Raw genomic sequence first — 16656 nt, 5'->3', positions numbered from 1 at the left:
CCTCGAATTCTAGGCGACGTTCCCGGCAATGCCGCGCCCGCCGTCCGCACTGTGGTCAGCACCACCCCGATACCGGGGCCGGGGCCGGTCAGCCGATCTTGCGGCTGCCCCGGCTGCGGCGCCTCGACGCGAGCTCGTCCTCGGGGCTCTGCTCGCTCTCGCCGCCGTCGGCCCGCTCCGCGGGGAAGTCCGCGATGGTGCCGGTCAGTTCCCGCATCGCGCCACTGACCGCGATCCCGAACACGCCCTGGCCGCCCTGCAGCAGGTCGACGACCTCCTCCGGGGAGGTGCACTCGTAGACGGTGGCGCCGTCGGAAAACAGCGTGATCCTGGCCAGGTCGGCGACCCCGCGATTGCGCAGGTGATCGACCGCGACCCGAATGTTCTGCAGCGAGATGCCGGTGTCGAGAAGCCGCTTGACGATCTTGAGGACCAGGATGTCCTTGAAGGAGTACAGGCGCTGACTGCCCGACCCCGCCGCGCCGCGTATGGACGGAACGACCAGCGAGGTGCGCGCCCAGTAGTCGAGTTGCCGGTAGGTGATTCCGGCGATCTGGCAGGCGATCGGGACGCGGTAGCCGACCAGCTCGTCGGGGACGGAGTCGTCAGGGAACAGCCCCGGCTGCACGCCCTCGCCGTCGGCAACCTCACCGGCCAGCGACTGCCCATCGACGCGTTGACGAACATTCGCGTCCTGCGGCTGATCTACCACTGACTGCTCCCTCTCGCACGCAAATCCAGACCAGGGATTCACTTGAAGGGTACGCCGGTAGCGCCCGGTGCACGCCCCGATGAATCACATGGTGCGTATTCATGACGGCCAGACGTTATGGGCCGACGGTCGTGCGGTCAACGCAACACGCCCAAAACGACCAGAGCTTAGCCCCAGATTCGGCAGAACCGGCCAGACGAGACCCGATCGAGACCTCCGATGCCCACGGGCAGTCTCTAGCCGTCGGTCGCCTTAAAGTCATCCGGCGACACCGACTCGAGGAACTCCTTGAACTTCTCCACCTCGTCCTCGCGCTCGTCCGGCATCACCAGCCCGGCCTCCGCGAGCACCGACTCCTCCGCGTGGATCGGCACACCCGCCCGCAACGCGATGGCCACCGAATCCGACGGCCGGGCCGACACGGTGATGTTCTGGTCGAACACCAGATCGGCGTAGAACGTGCCCTCCTGCAGATCCACGATCCGCACCTCAAGCAGGCGATGACCGAGGGCCCCGATCAGGGTGGTGATCAGGTCGTGGGTCAGCGGCCGGGCCGGCTCGACCCCCTGCTGTTCGAGGACGATCGCGGTCGCCTCCGTCTGCCCGATCCAGATCGGCAGGTACCGGTCTCCGCTGGCCTCCCTGAGCAACAGCACGGGCGAGTTTTGCGGCTGCTCGACACGGATCCCGATCACACGCATCTCACTCATCGCGCCCGCCTCCCGTGAAAACCGTTGCTTCGACCGATTCTATGCCTCCGAAGGCGCGCCGCGCCGGGACCCGTCCCCGGTGGATCACCGATCGAGTGCGCCCCGGACGGCCGACTTCACCAGGCAGGTGTGCAGGGTCAGCGACAGCGCCGCGAGTTCCCGGACCATCTCCTCGGCCCGATCGCGGGCGCCGGCGTCGCGGCCCTTCGCGACCGGTCCGGCGATCTGCGCGACGAGGCCGGCCTCGCGGTCCGCGGCCAGCTTGAACGCCCGCAGATGCCGCACCTCGAGGCCGAACCCGGACATCGCCTTCGCGGTGCGCGCGAGCGTGATCGCGCCCTCGTCGAAGAATCCGGCGGAGCCGGGCACGATCAGCCCGGCCCGGATCAGCTCGGCAAGGAACCCCTCGTCGACCCCGGACCTGGCCAGCAGGTCGCTGCGGCTGATCCGGATCTCCCGGTCGGGGCGAAACTCCTCCGGGGACACCTCACCCGGCGCCACCGCGAGCATCCGGGGGCGGCGCGGGGCGGTGTCGGGCGCGGCGACGACCGCGACGCCGCTGTCGATCGCCTCGAGCTGCTCCTTGATCACCTTCAGCGGCAGGTACTGGTCACGCTGCGCGGTGAGGACGTACCGCAGCCGCTCGCAGTCCGCGACCGAGAACCGCCGATATCCGGACGGGGTGCGTTCCGGACGGATCAGTCCCTCCGCCTCGAGGAAGCGGATCTTCGAGATCGTGACGTCCGGGAACTCGGGGCGGAGCCGATCGAGGACGGAGCCGATCGACATCCCGCCCGCACCCTGGCTCCGCTGCCCGACCGCGGTCATCAGCTACCCGCACCCGCAGGCGAGTCGCCGGCACCGCCGCGCGGACCCGTCAGGAACACGAGGCGGAACTTCCCGATCTGTACCTCGTCGCCGTTGGCCAGGGTCGCCGAGTCGACCGGCTCCCGGTTGACGTAGGTGCCGTTGAGGCTGCCGACGTCGACGACCTGGAACTCGTGCTGCTCCCGGCGGAACTCCGCGTGCCTGCGGGAGACGGTGACGTCGTCGAGGAAGATGTCACTGTCGGGGTGCCTGCCGGCCGACGTGGTCGGGTGATCGAGCAGGAATCGCGAGCCCGCGTTCGGCCCCCGCTTGACGACCAACAGCGCGGAACCGGCGGGCAGGCCCTCGACACCGGAGACGGGCTGCTCGGTCGGCGCGGCCGTGGCACCGTCCAGTTCGCTGAGGAAATCCGCTCGGAAGACCGACGTGGTCTCCGCGGGCGTCTCCCCGTAGGCCGCGTCGCTGTCGTTGTCGCTCACCGTTTCTCCTCCTCAGTCCGATCGATTCGGGAACCCCCGAACAAATCTGTAGAGACAATCACAACCGATCCGGATCTGCGCCCCGACACGGCGAATGCCCTTCCCCACGACCGTACCCTGCCGATGCCGGTCCGCGTAGGCGCTCACGCAACGGGGCGCGTCGGGGTTATCCCCCCGCTACCTCTCGATATGCGCCCGCGTCGAGCATTCCGGCGAGCGCGGTGTCGAGGGCTGCCTCGTCGGTCATCTCGAGTTCGACCAACCAGCCGTCGCCGTAGGGCGCGGAGTTGACGAGCTCCGGGCTGCCGTCCAGGTTCTCGTTCGCCGCAACAACTTTCGCGGTGAGCGGTGCGTAGATGTCGGAGACGCTCTTCGTCGACTCGACCTCACCGAACGAGTCACCGGCCGCGATCTCGTCGCCGACGGACGGCAGTTGCACGAACACGACGTCACCAAGCTGTGACTGTGCGAAATCGGTGATGCCCACCCGCACGGTCGTCGATCCCGTCCGCTGCACCCACTCGTGCTCGGCCGTGTAGTGCAGTTCGGCCGGGATGTTGGTCTCGCTCACCGTGTGGTCCTTTCGACGACCTCCGACGCCGCTCACAGGAATTTCTGTGCGGCGGCGGAATTTCAGTTTCCCGGCTGAGCGTATTGGCGTGGTTTCACCTCTCGCAAGGCGGCGATCGTGACCTGCCCCGATTGTTCGACCGTGACCCGACCGCCGCTGCGCGCGACGGTGTCGACGACACCACCGGGAATGTTCAACGCTGCGGCCAGCGTCGGCGGGTCACCGATCGCGGTGACGGTGTACGGCGCGGCCAGGTCCGTCCCGTCCAGCTGCAGTTTTCCGGCGGTGCCGCGCACCCACGAGTTCACCCCGATCCGGACGGGTTGGCCGTCGCCGCCCCGGACCTCGATCGCCTCGGCCCCGGCGGCGCGCAGTTCCTGGATCATGTCCAACATCACGTCGGAACCGACCCCGGAGGCCGGGTCGGTGACGGTGAGCAGCACGCCGGGTCCGGTCGCGGGAACCGCACCGACCTGAATCGACAGGGCGGTCAGTCGCGCGTTCGCCTCCGCGAGCGCCGCGTCGGAGCCGCCGCCGCTGCGCTGCAGGGTCCCCAGGGTGTCCTGGAGGGTGGTGATCTCCGCGCGCAGCGCAGCCTCGCGCTGATTGAGGTTGTCGAGGATCACCAACAGGTCTGCGGGACGGGCGGAGTCGAGGGTGTCGCCCGACCCGGTGTCCCGGACCTGGGTGGCGATCGCGACGCCGAGCGCCGCCATCAGCAGCACCGCGAGCACTCCGAACACCACGCGCGAGCGACGGGCCGCGGACGGGGCCTCACGGTGCCACTCGTGCCTGCCTTCCTGTGCCATTCCTCACGCCCCGAACAGCCTGCGGCGCAACGCCGCCGCGTTCCCGAAGATCCGGATTCCGAGGACGACGACGATGGCGGTCGAGAGCTGCGTCCCGACCCCGAGCTGGTCGCCGAGCCAGACGATGAGGGCGGCGACGAGCACGTTGAACACGAACGAGACGACGAACACCTTCGCGTCGAAGATCTCGTCGAGATAGGCGCGGAGACCGCCGAACACGGCGTCGAGGGCGGCGACCACCGCGATCGGCAGGTACGGCTGGATCGCGTCCGGCACCTCCGGGCGGAACACCACACCCGCGACGATGCCCACGATCAGCGCGAGCACCCCGTAGATCGCGTACCCGTTCCGTGCCGCCTGCAGTGGCTTGACCGACTTCACTGCCCCATCACCTCTCGTGCGCTGCGGATCTCCCGTGCCGTCGCGGCAGGGAGGCTGATGTCGTCGTTCTCGGCGATGGTGAATCCGGCGCCGTACAGCTGGGCCACCCCGGACATCCGCTGGTAGGCGTCGCTGACGACGAACCCGGTCTGCAGCCGGGCCGGTTGGCCGATCGCCGACACCACATAGGGCGACGGGACCGGCTGATTGTCGACCAGCATGGCACCCCCGGCCTGCCGGATCGTCACCCCCGGTCCGATCCGGACGTTCCCGACGGCAACGGCCTCCGCCCCGGCCCCCCACAGGCCATTGACCACCGCCTGCAGGTCGCGGTCGATCAGCACCGGGGTGGCGGCGGCGCCGGGCCGCGAGCGATCGGACAGGTCCGGCCGGGCCGCCGGGTCGGTGAGGGTGACGGTGATGCCGGGCCCGTGCACCGGAACCAACGCGGCGCCGTGCTCGAGGACGCCGATCCGGTCGAGGACCGCGGCGCCCTGCGCGTCCCCGGCGAGCGCCCGGGTGCGGGCGAGGTCGATGCCATCGCTCAGGTCGTCGCGGGCGCGGGCCAGGTCCGCGCCCCGCGCTTCCGCCGCGTCGACCTGGGTGAGGATGTCGGCACGGACCTGCTCGGTGCCCGGTGCGCGGTCCGCCGCCTGCGCGAACGCGATCCCGAAGATCAGCCCGAGCACCAGCGCGCCCCCCGCACACCACACCCCCGCGTGCAGCGGTCGGTGCAGGGAGTGTCCGCGGGCGCGATCCTCCGCTGCCGCGGCGTAGCCGGGGTCGAGGCCCTCCGCGAGCAGCGCGGTCAGCAGCGACGGCGTCGGGTTGCGTCGCACCCGTGGCGCGCCGGTGGACGCGGGAACACCCGTGGCGCTCACGGCGATTCGGCCCCACGACCGGCACCGACGGGCGCGACGGCGCGGGCGATGTTGCGGGCAGCGAGCAGGTACAGCAGCCCGGTCCAGACGTACAGGCCGGTCGCCCACACCAGCAGCGCGTACCCGAACGCGTGCGCGACGTTCGCGTACGCCCAGTTCAGCTGTGCGGCGAGCACCAGCGGCAGCGCGATCATCAGCGCGAACGTCGCCGCCTTGCCGAGGTACAGCACCGACGGCGGCGGCAGCCCGCGGCGGCGGTACACCTGGAGCGTCGCGGCGAGCAGCAGATCGCGACCGATCAGGATCGCGGTCACCCACCACGGGATCATCCCGCGGAGCGAGAACGCGACCAGCGTGGTGACCACGTAGAGGCGGTCGACGAACGGATCGAGGAGCGCACCGAGCCGCGACGTCTGGTTCAGCAGCCGGGCGAGCTTCCCGTCGGCCCAGTCGGTGAATCCGCTGAGCATCAGGATCAGCAGCGCCCAGCCGTCCGCCTGCGGGCCGAGCAACAGGTAGGCGAACAGCGGAACCCCGAGCAACCGCACCAGGCTCAGCACGTTCGGCACCGTCAGCACCCGATCGGTCGGCACCGGATCGGCCGTCGCGCCGACCTGTGCGCGCGGCAGGTCTCCGCTGTCCATCTCACTCCCACATCGCTCGCCGGTTCGCCTGCTCACGGCGATCGGCGTCCAGCCTGTCACACGCGGCGGACCGGTGCCGGGAGGCGGGCATCCGCCGCGAGGTCAGCGGGCCGCGAAGTCCGGTTGCGGACAATCGGCGACCCGGGTGGCCCGTCCGTGCAGCACCACCTCCCGGAACTGGTGGATGATCGCGGCGGTCGGGGCGAACAGGTGCTCGCCCCGAAACGGCCAGCGCAGCAGCGGTTCGGTGCCACCCGGCAGCGGGCGCAGCACCGGGTCGACATCGAGTTCCGGCACCGTGACCTCGAAGATCATCGCCACCTCGCCGGGGTTGGGCCGCAGCGGCGCGGCCAGTGAACCCACCCAGACCACGACCGGGGTGATGACGTACCCGGACCGGGTGACGAAGTCGTCGAGGACCCCGAGCACCGCGTCGTCGGGCGCCGTCACCCCGACCTCCTCGTCGAGTTCCCGGAGCGCGGCCTGCGCGGGCGTCTCGCCGGGGTCGATGCCGCCTCCCGGCAACGCGAACTGCCCGGGGTGGGCGCGCATTCGGCCGGGCCGCAGGGTCAGCAGCAGCACCGGCCCGTCGTCCCGTTCGACGAGCGCGAGCGCCACCGCGGCGCGGCGGCCACCCGCCTCCGGCGCCGCCTCGACCGCGAATCCCGTCAACGCGGCCGCACAGCGCTGCCGGGTCAGTTCCGGGCTGGCCTGCCCCGTCGTCGGTCTCGCCGTGTCCGCCGCCATCGCTCGAGGGTAGCCGCCTGCCCACGCGATCCACCCGTTCCGCGGGCCGGGAATCGGGGGTAGTTTGGCTGATGCACGCCCGACCCCGACGAAACCGAGCACCGCATGTCACCGGTTGCGGCCGTCGCTGCCGCACTCGTTCTCACCGCCCCGGCCCCGCTGGGGGCGTCGACCGCCGCCCAGGCCGAGTCCCCGCCGCCGGTCGGGTACGTCGCACTGGGCGATTCGTTTTCCTCCGGGGCCGGGATCGCACCGAACGGGTCGCTCGGGGACTGCCTCCGGTCTGAGGTGAACTATCCGCACCTCGTCGCGGCGGCCGTGCGCGCCACCACCTTCCGGGACGTGACGTGCAGCGGAGCCACGACCGCGAACCTGTCCGACCGCCAACTCCCCCAGACCGCACCGCAGTTCGACGCGTTGAGCCCGGATACCACGCTGGTGACCGTCGGCATCGGCGCCAACGACATCGGGCTGGTGTCACTGACCACCGAGTGCCTGAACGTGGCGCCGCCGCCGCTGGGCCGGTCCTGTGCCGCCACCACCGACACCGCCGCCTACGCCGAGCGGATCGACGGTCTCGCCCCGACCTACGTGGGGATCGTCGAGGAGATCCGGCGGCGGGCACCGGATGCACGCATCGTCCTTGTCGGCTACCCGGACGCGATCCGGCCCGGCGGATGCCCCGGCGTGCAACCGATCTGGCCGGTCGACGCGGACCATGTCCAGGGCTTGATCACCCGACTGAACACGGTTGCCGCGACCGCGGCGAGCACCGCGGGCGCGACCTTCGTCGACCTGGAGCCGTCGACCCGCGGCCACGACGCGTGCGCGGCGCCTGCGGACCGGTGGATCGTTGGGGCGGTCCCGACCTCGCTGACGGCACCGATTCCGTTGCACCCGAACGCCGCGGGCCATGCCAACGCGGCAACCCAGGTCATCGCCGCCGTCACCCGGTGATCCGGCGCGGTCAGCCGAGCGCGTCGACGTAGGCGCCCTGCCACACGGTGTCGAACGGGGTGTGCGCGGCGACGCGGCCCGCGATGCCCGCGGTGACGAACTCCTTCGCGAACTCCGCCGCCGACGCGACGTCGACGCCCTTGGCCAGTTCGGCGGTGATCGCCGCGGCGAGGGTGCAGCCCGCACCGGAGACCCGTTCGCTGCCGACCTTCGGTGCCCGAAGGATGGTCACGTCGGTGCCGTCGAAGAGCACGTCGACGGCATCGTCGCCGGCGAGTTCGACTCCCCCCTTGGCGATCACGTACCGCGGTCCGAGGTCGTGGATGCGGCGGGCCGCCTCGACGAGGTCGTCGACGGAGTCGATCGCGTCCATCCCGGACAGGGTCCGGGCCTCGAACAGGTTCGGGGTCACGACGGTGGCCAACGGCAGGATCTGCGCACGCAGCGCGGTGTCGGTGTCGAGCGCGGCGCCCGGCTCCTGCCCCTTGCAGATCAGGACCGGGTCGAGCACGACGTGCCGCCACGGCTGGCGGCGCAGGCCCGCGGCGACGACGTCGATCGTGGCCGGGGTGCCGAGCATGCCGATCTTGACGACGTCGAGGTCGTGGGCGGCGGTCGCTGCCTCGATCTGGTCGGCGATCACCTCGGGCGCGATCGGGACGAAGCGGTGCCCCCAGCCCGCGGCGGGGTCGAACGAGACGATGCAGGTGACGGTGCCGACGCCGTAGACGCCGAGTTCCTGGAAGGTCTTCAGGTCCACCTGCAGGCCGGCGCCGCCGGTCGCTTCCGAACCGGCGATGACATAGGCGAGGTCGACCACGGTGACTCCTTTGCGGATCGGATACCCGGATGTACCCGGGGACAGGGGTGTGAAACGAGAAAAGGTGGCTCCTCGCGAGCGAGGAACCACCTTTTCTTCGACCACTGTCGGGCTGACAGGATTTGAACCTGCGACCACCTGACCCCCAGTCAGGTGCGCTACCAAGCTGCGCCACAGCCCGCCCGCGCTCTTTCGAGTGCTCGATGAGATTACATCAGTGGCACTCGCTACCGCGAATCGGCTGGTCAGGCACCCGACGGGGAGGTGATCAGCGCTTCTTGCGGTCCCGCTTCTCCCGCACCCGCACCGAGATCCGGACCGGGCTGCCATCGAAACCGAACTCCTCGCGCAGCCTGCGCTCGAGGAACCGGCGGTAGCCCGCCTCGAGGAAGCCGGTGGTGAACAGCACGAACGTCGGCGGCCGCGTCCCGGCCTGCGTCGCGAACATGACGCGCGGCAGCCGGCCACCCCGCATCGGCGGCGGGGTCGCGGCGACAACCTCCTTGAGCCAGTTGTTGAGCCGGCCGGTGGGGATCCGCTTGTCCCACGACTCCAGCGCGGTCTCCAGCGCGGGCACCAGCTTCTGCACCGCGCGGCCGGTGTGCGCGGAAATGTTGACCCGCTGCGCCCACGGCACCCGCACCAGTTCGCGGTCGATCTCCTTCTCCAGCATCAACCGGCGGTCCTCGTCGACGAGGTCCCACTTGTTGAACGCCAGCACCAGCGCCCGCCCGGTCTCGGCGACCATCGACAGCACCCGCAGGTCCTGCTCGGTGATCGGCAGGGACGCGTCGATCAGCAGGATCGCGACCTCGGCGGCCTCGATCGCCGACTTGGTGCGCAGCGACGCGTAGAACTCGTGACCGCTGGCGTGGCTCACCTTCTTCCGCAGGCCCGCGGTGTCGACGAACTTCCACACCTTGCCGCCGAGCTCGACCAGCGAGTCGACCGGGTCGACGGTGGTGCCGGCGACGTCGTGCACGACCGACCGCTCGTCGCCGGAGAGCTTGTTGATCAGGCTGGACTTGCCGACGTTCGGCTTGCCGACCAGGGCGACGCGACGCGGCCCCTGTCCGCCGGTACCCTCCCGCGGGGTCTCCGGCAGCACCGCGAGCACCTCGTCGAGCAGGTCGCCGGTGCCGCGGCCGTGGATGGCGGAGACCGGGTACGGCTGCCCGAGCCCGAGTGACCACAACGCGGCCGCCTCCGCCTCGAGCCGTTCGCCGTCGACCTTGTTGGCCACCAGCAGGACGGGGGTCTTGGAGCGGCGCAGCACCTTCGCGACGGCCTCGTCGGTTGCGGTCGCGCCGACCACCGTGTCGACGACGAGGATGATGGCGTCCGCGGTGCGCATCGCCAGCTCGGCCTGCCGGGCCACGGACTGCTGCAGTCCCTTGGCGTCCGGTTCCCAGCCGCCGGTGTCCTGCACCAGGAACCGGCGGCCGGCCCACGTCGCGTCGTAGGAGACACGGTCACGGGTGACGCCGGGAATGTCCTCGACGACGGCCTCGCGGCGGCCGATGATCCGGTTCACCAGCGTCGACTTGCCGACATTGGGCCTGCCGACGATCGCCAGCGTCGGGACGGCGAGCTGCTCCTCGTCGCCCTCCTCCCCGGCGAATTCGGCGAGCTCCCAGTCGGTTTCCTCATTCCAGGTGCCGTCACCGGCGTAGGCGTCGCCGCCGAATTCGAATGCGTCGCTCACTGCACTACTCCAGTCCTGTCGCGGACCACCAGCAGCAGCCGGCCGATCACGTCGTCGATTCCGATCTCACTGGTGTCCACGATCACCGCGTCCTCGGCGGGCCGCAGCGGGGACACCGCGCGGGTCGAGTCGAGGTGGTCGCGGCGCTGCACGTCGGCGAGCACCGCCCTGTAGTCGTCGCCGCGGCCCTCCGCGACGTTCTGCGCGTTGCGCCGCTGCGCGCGGGCCTCCGCGGACGCGGTGAGATAGATCTTCACGTCCGCGTCGGGAAGCACGACGGTGCCGATGTCGCGGCCCTCGACCACGATCCGCGGGTGCTGCGCGATGAACGCCCGCTGCTTGTCGACGAGAAGTTCCCGCACCCGCGGCACCGCAGACACCGCGGACACCGCCCCGGTGACGGCGGCGCCACGGATTTCGTCGGTGACGTCCTCCCCGGCCAGCAGCACCCGGTCGGACGCCGGGTCGGTGCCGATCGACAGGTCGAGCGCCTCGGTTGCCGCGGCGACGGCGTCCACGTCGGCGACGTCGACCGCGGACCGCAGCACGTGCAGCGTCGCGATCCGGTACATGGCACCGGTGTCGAGGTAGCGGGCGGCGAGGGCATCGGCCAGGCGCCGGGACACGCTGGACTTGCCGGTGCCGGACGGGCCGTCCATCGCGACGACCAGCGGCACGGCCACGGTGTCGGTCACAGGCCGACCGCCTTGTACAGCGCGCCGACCTCGCCCGGGCCGATCACGCGAAGCGTGCCGGGACGCCCGTCACCGAGCGCCACCGGCCCGATGTCGGTGCGGACCAGCCGCTTCACCGGATGCCCGACGGCCTCGAGCAGTCGGCGCACGATGTGCTTGCGACCCTCGTGCAGCACGACCTTGACTAGGGACTGCTTGCCGTTGACGTCGAGCAACGTGAACGCGTCGACCTTCGCGGGTCCGTCCTCGAGTTCGACACCAGCCTTGAGGGTCTTGCCGAGGCCGCGCTCGACGACCCCGTTGACCGTCGCGAGGTACGTCTTGGGCACCTCGAAGGAGGGGTGCATCAGCCGGTGTGCCAGGTCGCCGTCGTTGGTCAGCAGGATCAGGCCCTCGGTGTCGGCGTCGAGGCGGCCGACGTGGAACAGGCGCTGCCCGGCGGACACCCGCTCGGAGACGATGTCACCGATGCACGGGCGGCCCAGGTCGTCGGACATCGTGGACTGCCAGCCGCGCGGCTTATTCAGCGCGATGTGCACCAGGTCCTTCTTCACGACGACGCGGACGCCGTCGACGCGGACCACCGCGTTCTCGGGGTCGACGCGCAGGCCCTGCTCCACCACGATGTGGCCGTCGACCTCGACCCGGCCCTGCTCGATGAGCTCCTCGGCGGCCCGTCGGGAGGCGACGCCGGCCTGCGCGAGCACCTTCTGCAGTCGCATGCCCTCGCCAGCGGCGAGCTTGACCGGCCCGGCGCTCTGGACGTACTGGTGCCGCGCCGGCTTGGCGTTGCTGATCGTCGGGTTCGCCTCCACCTGCTGGCGCTGCGGCTTCGCCTGCTTCGGCTTGCCGCGCTTGTTGGTGGCGCCCGCCGCGGCCGAGCCCCTGGTGGCACCCGCGGCCTGCCCGCGGTGCGGCTTCTTCGGGGCACCGCTCGCGCCTGCGCGCGGGCCGTCCTGCTTCTTGCCTGCGGTCCTGCCTGTCGTGCTGCGGGCGGGCTTGCCCCTGCCCCGGTCCGGTGTGCCATCACGGCGAGCGGATCTGTTCACTTTTCTTCCCTTGTCACTTCATCTCGTCCGACTGAACGGAACCGTTCAGTCGATCTGATCGACTGAACGGTTCCGTTCAGTCGCTCGGTCAGGTGTCCTCGTCGTCGACTCGGGTGTCGACGACGGGACCGGTGTCCACCCGCCTGCGCAGCTTCGCGAACCGCGGATCGGACTCCATGTCGTCGCTGATGTCGTCGATCACGTCGACATCGGGCAGCAACGGGGCCAGCGCGGGCAGGTCCGCCAGCGAGGCCAGCCCGAGCCGCTCCAGGAACAGCTCGGTCGTCGCATAGGTGGTCGCGTTGGTGTCGGGGTCGGGCCCGGCCTCCGCGATCAGACCCCGGGCGAGCAGGGTGCGCATGACGCCGTCGACGTTCACACCGCGCACCGCGCTCACCCGTGCACGGGTCAAAGGTTGACGGTACGCAACAACCGCCAAGGTTTCCAACGCGGCACGTGTGAGCTTCGACCGGACCCCGTCGAGGAGCAGTCGCTCGACGTACGGCGCGTACTCGTTGCGGGTGTACATCCGCCACCCGTCGCCCGCGTAGCGGAGGTCGAATCCGCTGCGACGCGCGGTCAGGGCCGCCGACATCCGGCGCAGCATCCCCTCCACCCGTTTCGGCGGCTCCCCGACCGCGGATGCCAGCGACGCCGCCTGCGCCGGGGCGTCGGTGACCAGCAGCATCGCCTCCAGCGCGGAGGCGAGCTCGTCGTCGTCGAGCCGGTCGTCGGCCGTGTCGTCGAGCCGGTCGTCGGCCCTGTCGTCGACGGGTAGGTCCCCGTTCTCGCTGAGGTCGCAGTCTGTGGTGTCGACGTCGCTCACCCGTAATCCTCCGCACTCGCCATGGCGTGTCCGTCGACTCCGCCCTCCCCGGTCCAGCTGACCCGCAGCATGCCGAGCGGTTCGGGCTGGTCGAACGCGACCGCGCGCTGCCGGTACAGCTCCAGCAGCGCCAGGAATCGTGCCACGATCTGCACGGTCATCTCGCAGTCGGTGATCAGGTCGGCGAATCCGGCCCACTCCCCCTGCCCGCGGTCCCGCAGCAGGTCGAGCAGCAGCGCGGCCTGCTCGGGCACCGACACCACCGGGGCGTGTAGGTGACCGAGCCCGACGGTGGGCACCGGGCGCGGCGCGAACGCGGCGGCCGCGATGTCCGCGAACGCGGCGGCGTCGACGCCGAGGGTGACTTCAGGAAGCAGACCGAGGTAGCGGTCCTCGAGCGCCACCGACCGCGGATACCGGCGCAGGGCGACCGATTCGAGTTCGGCGAACAGCTGCGCGATCTGCTTGTAGGCGCGGTACTGGAGCAGGCGCGCGAACAGCAGGTCGCGGGCCTCGAGCAACGCCAGGTCCTCCGGGTCGTCGACCTCACCGGAGGGCAGCAGCCGAGCGGCCTTGAGGTCGAGCAGGGTCGCCGCGACGACAAGGAACTCGGTGGTCTGGTCGAGTTCCATCTCGGCGCCCAACTCGCGCGTGTACGCAATGAAGTCGTCGGTGACCTGATGCAGGGCCACCTCGGTGACGTCGAGTCGGCGCTGGCTGATCAGGGTCAGCAGCAGGTCGAACGGTCCCTCGAAGTTGCGCAGCCGAACCCGGAATCCGCCGGCGCCTGCGTCCTCCTCTGGCTCGGTCCGGACGGTGTGCTCCGCGTCCATCTACCTGCCGGACCTCGCAATGACCTCGCGGGCCAGTGACCGATACGATTGCGCGCCACCGGATTTCGGCGCCCAGGTGGTGATCGGCTCCCCGGCGACGCTGGTCTCCGGGAACCGCACCGTCCGGTTGACGACGGTGTCGTAGACGAGGTCCCCGAACACCTCAACGACCCGGGTCATCACCTCACGGGCGTGCAGGGTTCGGGCGTCGAACATGGTGACCACGATGCCCGACATCTGCAGCCGCGGGTTGAGCCGGTCCCGAACCTTCTCGACGGTGTCGTTCAGCAGCGCCAGCCCGCGCAGGCTGAAGTACTCGCATTCCATCGGGATGATCACCCCCTCCGCGCAGGCGAGCGCGTTGACGGTGAGCAACCCGAGCGACGGCTGGCAGTCGATCAGAATGTAGTCGTAGCGGTCGAGCACCGGGTACAGCGTCCGGCCGAGGGTCTGCTCGCGGCCGACCTCGGTGACCAACTGGATCTCGGCGGCGGACAGGTCGATGTTGCTCGGCAGCAGGTCCATGCCCTCGACGCGGGTGCGCATCAGCACGTCGTCGATGGAGACCTTCCGGTCCACCAGCAGGTTGTGCACGGTCAGGTCCAGGTCGTGGTGCGCGACGCCGAGACCCGCGGACAGCGCGCCCTGCGGGTCGAGGTCGACGAGCAGCACCCGGCGGCCGTACTCGGCAAGCGAGGCGCCGAGGTTGATCGTCGAGGTGGTCTTGCCGACGCCGCCCTTCTGATTGCACATCGCGATGACCTTCGCGGGCCCGTGCGCTGCGACGGGCAACGGATCGGGGATCTCGCGCAGGGGACGCCCGGTCGGGCCGAGTGGCCGGTCGGTGTCGGCGGCCACCACGCCGATGGGTGGCTGAGGTGTCATCACGATCCGACGGCCCCTTTCTCGCTCGCGCTGCTCGACCAAGACGCTACCGTCTGGCCGCGCGAAGCCGCCACGGACACGCGCGGCGCCACCCGCGTACCGGCCGCGGACCGGTGGGATCCCGGACGCGGCCCTCGCGGGCACCGCGGCGGACCCCGCCCGGCCGCGATCGTCGAACCAGGGTCAACGGGCGGTGAATCCGCCGTCGATGGCGAGCGCGGCACCCGTGATGAACGACGCCTCGTCGCTGAGGAGGAAGGCGACGAGCGGCGCGATCTCGGCGGGCTGCGCGATGCGGTTCACCGGGTGCAGCGACTCGACGTAGGCGAGCGCCTCGTCGGTGGTGGACATCGAACTCCGCTGCAGCGGGGTGTCCACGCCGCCCGTCGTGATGGCGTTGACCCGCACACCCCGTGCGGCCACCTCGAGCGCCACCGAGCGGGTCAGCCCGACGACCGCGTGCTTGGCGGCGACGTAGGGTGCGACCTCCGGCAGCGCAACAACACCCAGGTTGGACGCGTTGTTGACGATCGCGCCACCGGCCTCGAGTACCGCCGGAATCTGGTGCTTGAGGCAGTTGAAGACACTCGTCACGTTCTGCGCCAGTTCGGCGTTCCAGGCGTCCGCCTCGATCGTCGAGACCGGGCCCGACGCGTTCACCCCGCCTGCATTGTTGAAAGCGCCGTCCAGGCGACCGAATTCGGCGATGGCGGTCGTGACGAGCAGCGCGGCATCGTCCTCGACGGACACGTCGGCGGGGACGAAGATCGCCGTGCCGCCTGCGTCCCGCAGACTCTCGACCGCCTGCTCACCGACATCCTTGCGTCGGCTGCCGATGACGACGCTGGCGCCGTCGGCGGTGAGGCGACGAGCCACCGCGAGGCCGATTCCGGACGATCCGCCGGTGACGACGAAGACCTTGGATTCCAGTCGTGCAGACATCGTTGAGTCCTTTCGGGGTGGGTACGGGATCGGCGCCTCCATCAGGCTGCTGCCTGACGGCAGTGCGCGCTGGCGGGAATCGGACGTCGCGTCGGAGTGCCCCGGCCGGGGCGGCTCGGATGGACACCGAACCGGGGCTACATGGCGAGGGTGTCGGCGCACCCGGCATCAACCGATCGGTTGACTGCGGTATCAACCGGATCGCGCGCCAACGCTGGCTGCACAGTCGATTCGGCGACGGTGCGCGGACGGGCAGGCTCGAGTCATGGCAATCATCGAGGTAGACGACCTCGTCAAGCGTTACGGTGACCACACCGTCGTGAACGGTGTCGGCTTCGCCGTCGAGCGCGGCGAGATCTTCGGCATCCTGGGCCCCAACGGGGCAGGCAAGACCACCACCGTCGAGTGCATCGAGGGGCTACGCACCCCGGACGGCGGAACCATTCGCGTCTGCGGTATCGACCCGCGGGACGACTCCGACGAGCTGCGGCAACTGCTCGGCGCGCAACTGCAGCAGAGCGGGCTGCCCGGCAAGCTGACCGTCGGTGAGGCGATGGATCTGTACAGCTCCTTCTACCGTGAACCCGCCGACTGGCGGGAGCTGGCAGGGGCACTGAAGCTCACCGACAAACTGAACACGCAGCACCGGCGACTGTCCGGCGGACAGCAGCAACGGCTGTCGATCGCGCTCGCGCTCATCGGCAACCCACGGGTGGCTGTGCTCGACGAACTCACGACCGGCCTGGACCCGCAGGCCCGTCGCGACGCGTGGGAGCTCGTCGAGCGCATCCGTGACCGAGGCGTCACCGTTCTGCTGGTCACCCACTTCATGGAGGAGGCCGAGCGGCTCTGCGACCGGATCGCCGTGATCGATGCCGGCCGGCTCGTCGCGCTCGACACCCCGGCCGGGTTGGTCGCGAAGGTCGAGGACCGTCAGCGGATCCGGTTCCGGCCGTCCGAACCACTGGACCCCGCGGTGCTGACCACACTGCCCGAGGTCGTCTCGGTGGGGCTGGCCGGACATCAGGTCGTGGTGACGGGCACCGGAAATGTCCTGTCGGCCGTGGTCACCGCGCTCGCCGGCCATCACATCACCGCAGCCGACCTGCGGGTCGAGCAGACCTCCCTGGACGATGCGTTCGTCGCGCTGACCGGCCACCGCGTCGAGAACTGAGGAGGCCG

Annotated in this window: 20 protein-coding genes and 1 tRNA gene; 2 read left to right on the top strand and 19 right to left on the bottom strand. The window is 70.4% G+C overall.

Going from position 1 to position 16656, the window contains the following annotated elements:
• Positions 1-88 precede the first annotated feature (88 nt).
• From ACFWPA_RS00195 to ACFWPA_RS00150, 10 genes are all read right to left on the bottom strand, one after another.
• Positions 89-712 (bottom strand): MerR family transcriptional regulator, encoded by a 624-nt coding sequence (locus ACFWPA_RS00195; RefSeq protein ID WP_378507236.1) that lies wholly within the window; start codon positions 710-712, stop codon positions 89-91.
• A 236-nt stretch (positions 713-948) separates the two neighbouring features.
• Positions 949-1422, bottom strand: a complete 474-nt coding sequence (locus ACFWPA_RS00190) for a bifunctional nuclease family protein (protein WP_378507237.1) — start codon at positions 1420-1422, stop codon at positions 949-951.
• Positions 1423-1506: 84 nt separating this feature from the next.
• Complete coding sequence (locus ACFWPA_RS00185; protein WP_378507238.1) at positions 1507-2250, bottom strand: MerR family transcriptional regulator; 744 nt, start codon at positions 2248-2250, stop codon at positions 1507-1509.
• Positions 2250-2729 carry a glycogen accumulation regulator GarA gene (garA, locus tag ACFWPA_RS00180; RefSeq protein WP_378507239.1) on the bottom strand — a complete coding sequence of 160 codons (480 nt, stop codon included), beginning with the start codon at positions 2727-2729 and terminating at the stop codon, positions 2250-2252. Before garA ends, ACFWPA_RS00185 begins: the two co-directional genes overlap by 1 nt.
• A 166-nt stretch (positions 2730-2895) precedes the next feature.
• A complete protein-coding gene (gene gcvH / locus ACFWPA_RS00175) occupies positions 2896-3300 on the bottom strand; it encodes a glycine cleavage system protein GcvH (RefSeq protein ID WP_378569349.1) in 405 nt (134 codons plus the stop codon).
• 62 nt (positions 3301-3362) lie between these two features.
• The gene (locus ACFWPA_RS00170) at positions 3363-4109 is read right to left on the bottom strand and encodes a DUF881 domain-containing protein (protein ID WP_378507241.1); all 747 of its coding nucleotides are present in this window, start codon (positions 4107-4109) and stop codon (positions 3363-3365) included.
• Positions 4110-4112: 3 nt separating this feature from the next.
• Positions 4113-4490: a small basic family protein gene (locus ACFWPA_RS00165; protein WP_378507242.1), complete on the bottom strand. Its 378-nt coding sequence runs from the start codon at positions 4488-4490 to the stop codon at positions 4113-4115.
• Complete coding sequence (locus tag ACFWPA_RS00160; protein ID WP_378569347.1) at positions 4487-5371, bottom strand: DUF881 domain-containing protein; 885 nt, start codon at positions 5369-5371, stop codon at positions 4487-4489. Before ACFWPA_RS00160 ends, ACFWPA_RS00165 begins: the two co-directional genes overlap by 4 nt.
• Positions 5368-6015: a CDP-alcohol phosphatidyltransferase family protein gene (locus ACFWPA_RS00155; RefSeq protein ID WP_378569345.1), complete on the bottom strand. Its 648-nt coding sequence runs from the start codon at positions 6013-6015 to the stop codon at positions 5368-5370. Before ACFWPA_RS00155 ends, ACFWPA_RS00160 begins: the two co-directional genes overlap by 4 nt.
• A gap of 102 nt (positions 6016-6117) precedes the next feature.
• Complete coding sequence (locus tag ACFWPA_RS00150; RefSeq protein ID WP_378507245.1) at positions 6118-6762, bottom strand: NUDIX hydrolase; 645 nt, start codon at positions 6760-6762, stop codon at positions 6118-6120.
• 105 nt (positions 6763-6867) lie between these two features.
• Between ACFWPA_RS00150 and ACFWPA_RS00145 the strand changes: the two genes are divergently transcribed.
• Positions 6868-7719 carry an SGNH/GDSL hydrolase family protein gene (locus ACFWPA_RS00145; protein ID WP_378507246.1) on the top strand — a complete coding sequence of 284 codons (852 nt, stop codon included), beginning with the start codon at positions 6868-6870 and terminating at the stop codon, positions 7717-7719.
• A gap of 10 nt (positions 7720-7729) precedes the next feature.
• Here the strand turns inward: ACFWPA_RS00145 and thiD are convergent, their stop codons facing one another.
• The 9 genes from thiD to ACFWPA_RS00100 form a co-directional block, all read right to left on the bottom strand.
• On the bottom strand, positions 7730-8539 hold the full coding sequence (gene thiD, locus ACFWPA_RS00140; protein WP_378569343.1) for a bifunctional hydroxymethylpyrimidine kinase/phosphomethylpyrimidine kinase: 810 nt from the start codon (positions 8537-8539) through the stop codon (positions 7730-7732).
• 107 nt (positions 8540-8646) lie between these two features.
• Positions 8647-8720, bottom strand: a tRNA-Pro gene (locus tag ACFWPA_RS00135).
• Between the two features lie 87 nt (positions 8721-8807).
• Positions 8808-10244, bottom strand: a complete 1437-nt coding sequence (gene der, locus ACFWPA_RS00130; RefSeq protein WP_378507248.1) for a ribosome biogenesis GTPase Der — start codon at positions 10242-10244, stop codon at positions 8808-8810.
• Positions 10241-10903, bottom strand: a complete 663-nt coding sequence (gene cmk, locus ACFWPA_RS00125) for a (d)CMP kinase (RefSeq protein ID WP_378507287.1) — start codon at positions 10901-10903, stop codon at positions 10241-10243. Before cmk ends, der begins: the two co-directional genes overlap by 4 nt.
• 32 nt (positions 10904-10935) lie before the next feature.
• On the bottom strand, positions 10936-11988 hold the full coding sequence (locus ACFWPA_RS00120) for a pseudouridine synthase (protein ID WP_378569341.1): 1053 nt from the start codon (positions 11986-11988) through the stop codon (positions 10936-10938).
• Positions 11989-12076: 88 nt separating this feature from the next.
• Positions 12077-12814: an SMC-Scp complex subunit ScpB gene (scpB, locus tag ACFWPA_RS00115; RefSeq protein ID WP_378569339.1), complete on the bottom strand. Its 738-nt coding sequence runs from the start codon at positions 12812-12814 to the stop codon at positions 12077-12079.
• Positions 12811-13647, bottom strand: a complete 837-nt coding sequence (locus tag ACFWPA_RS00110) for a segregation and condensation protein A (protein ID WP_378569337.1) — start codon at positions 13645-13647, stop codon at positions 12811-12813. Before ACFWPA_RS00110 ends, scpB begins: the two co-directional genes overlap by 4 nt.
• The gene (locus ACFWPA_RS00105; RefSeq protein ID WP_378507288.1) at positions 13648-14532 is read right to left on the bottom strand and encodes a ParA family protein; all 885 of its coding nucleotides are present in this window, start codon (positions 14530-14532) and stop codon (positions 13648-13650) included. It abuts the gene before it with no gap.
• A 183-nt stretch (positions 14533-14715) separates the two neighbouring features.
• Entirely contained in the window at positions 14716-15474 is a 759-nt protein-coding gene (locus ACFWPA_RS00100) for an SDR family NAD(P)-dependent oxidoreductase (protein ID WP_378507252.1), read from the bottom strand.
• A 265-nt stretch (positions 15475-15739) separates the two neighbouring features.
• Between ACFWPA_RS00100 and ACFWPA_RS00095 the strand changes: the two genes are divergently transcribed.
• A complete protein-coding gene (locus tag ACFWPA_RS00095) occupies positions 15740-16648 on the top strand; it encodes an ABC transporter ATP-binding protein (protein ID WP_378507253.1) in 909 nt (302 codons plus the stop codon).
• The last annotated feature ends 8 nt before the right edge of the window (positions 16649-16656 follow it).

Source organism: Rhodococcus sp. NPDC058505 (assembly GCF_042720095.1).
GTDB lineage: Bacteria > Actinomycetota > Actinomycetes > Mycobacteriales > Mycobacteriaceae > Rhodococcus_G.
This window is presented reverse-complemented; position numbering and strand designations above follow the sequence as displayed.

Bases quoted from the DNA above. Each gene is read 5' to 3' on its own strand.
- ACFWPA_RS00145 (WP_378507246.1), top strand. From the start codon at position 6,868: ATGTCACCGGTTGCGGCCGTCGCTGCCGCACTCGTTCTCACCGCCCCG.
- ACFWPA_RS00185 (WP_378507238.1), bottom strand. From the start codon at position 2,250: ATGACCGCGGTCGGGCAGCGGAGCCAGGGTGCGGGCGGGATGTCGATC.
- ACFWPA_RS00170 (WP_378507241.1), bottom strand. From the start codon at position 4,109: ATGGCACAGGAAGGCAGGCACGAGTGGCACCGTGAGGCCCCGTCCGCG.
- ACFWPA_RS00150 (WP_378507245.1), bottom strand. From the start codon at position 6,762: ATGGCGGCGGACACGGCGAGACCGACGACGGGGCAGGCCAGCCCGGAA.
- ACFWPA_RS00105 (WP_378507288.1), bottom strand. From the start codon at position 14,532: ATGACACCTCAGCCACCCATCGGCGTGGTGGCCGCCGACACCGACCGG.
- ACFWPA_RS00190 (WP_378507237.1), bottom strand. From the start codon at position 1,422: ATGAGTGAGATGCGTGTGATCGGGATCCGTGTCGAGCAGCCGCAAAAC.
- cmk (WP_378507287.1), bottom strand. From the start codon at position 10,903: ATGGACGGCCCGTCCGGCACCGGCAAGTCCAGCGTGTCCCGGCGCCTG.
- ACFWPA_RS00095 (WP_378507253.1), top strand. From the start codon at position 15,740: ATGGCAATCATCGAGGTAGACGACCTCGTCAAGCGTTACGGTGACCAC.
- ACFWPA_RS00100 (WP_378507252.1), bottom strand. From the start codon at position 15,474: ATGTCTGCACGACTGGAATCCAAGGTCTTCGTCGTCACCGGCGGATCG.
- ACFWPA_RS00155 (WP_378569345.1), bottom strand. From the start codon at position 6,015: ATGGACAGCGGAGACCTGCCGCGCGCACAGGTCGGCGCGACGGCCGAT.
- ACFWPA_RS00110 (WP_378569337.1), bottom strand. From the start codon at position 13,647: ATGGACGCGGAGCACACCGTCCGGACCGAGCCAGAGGAGGACGCAGGC.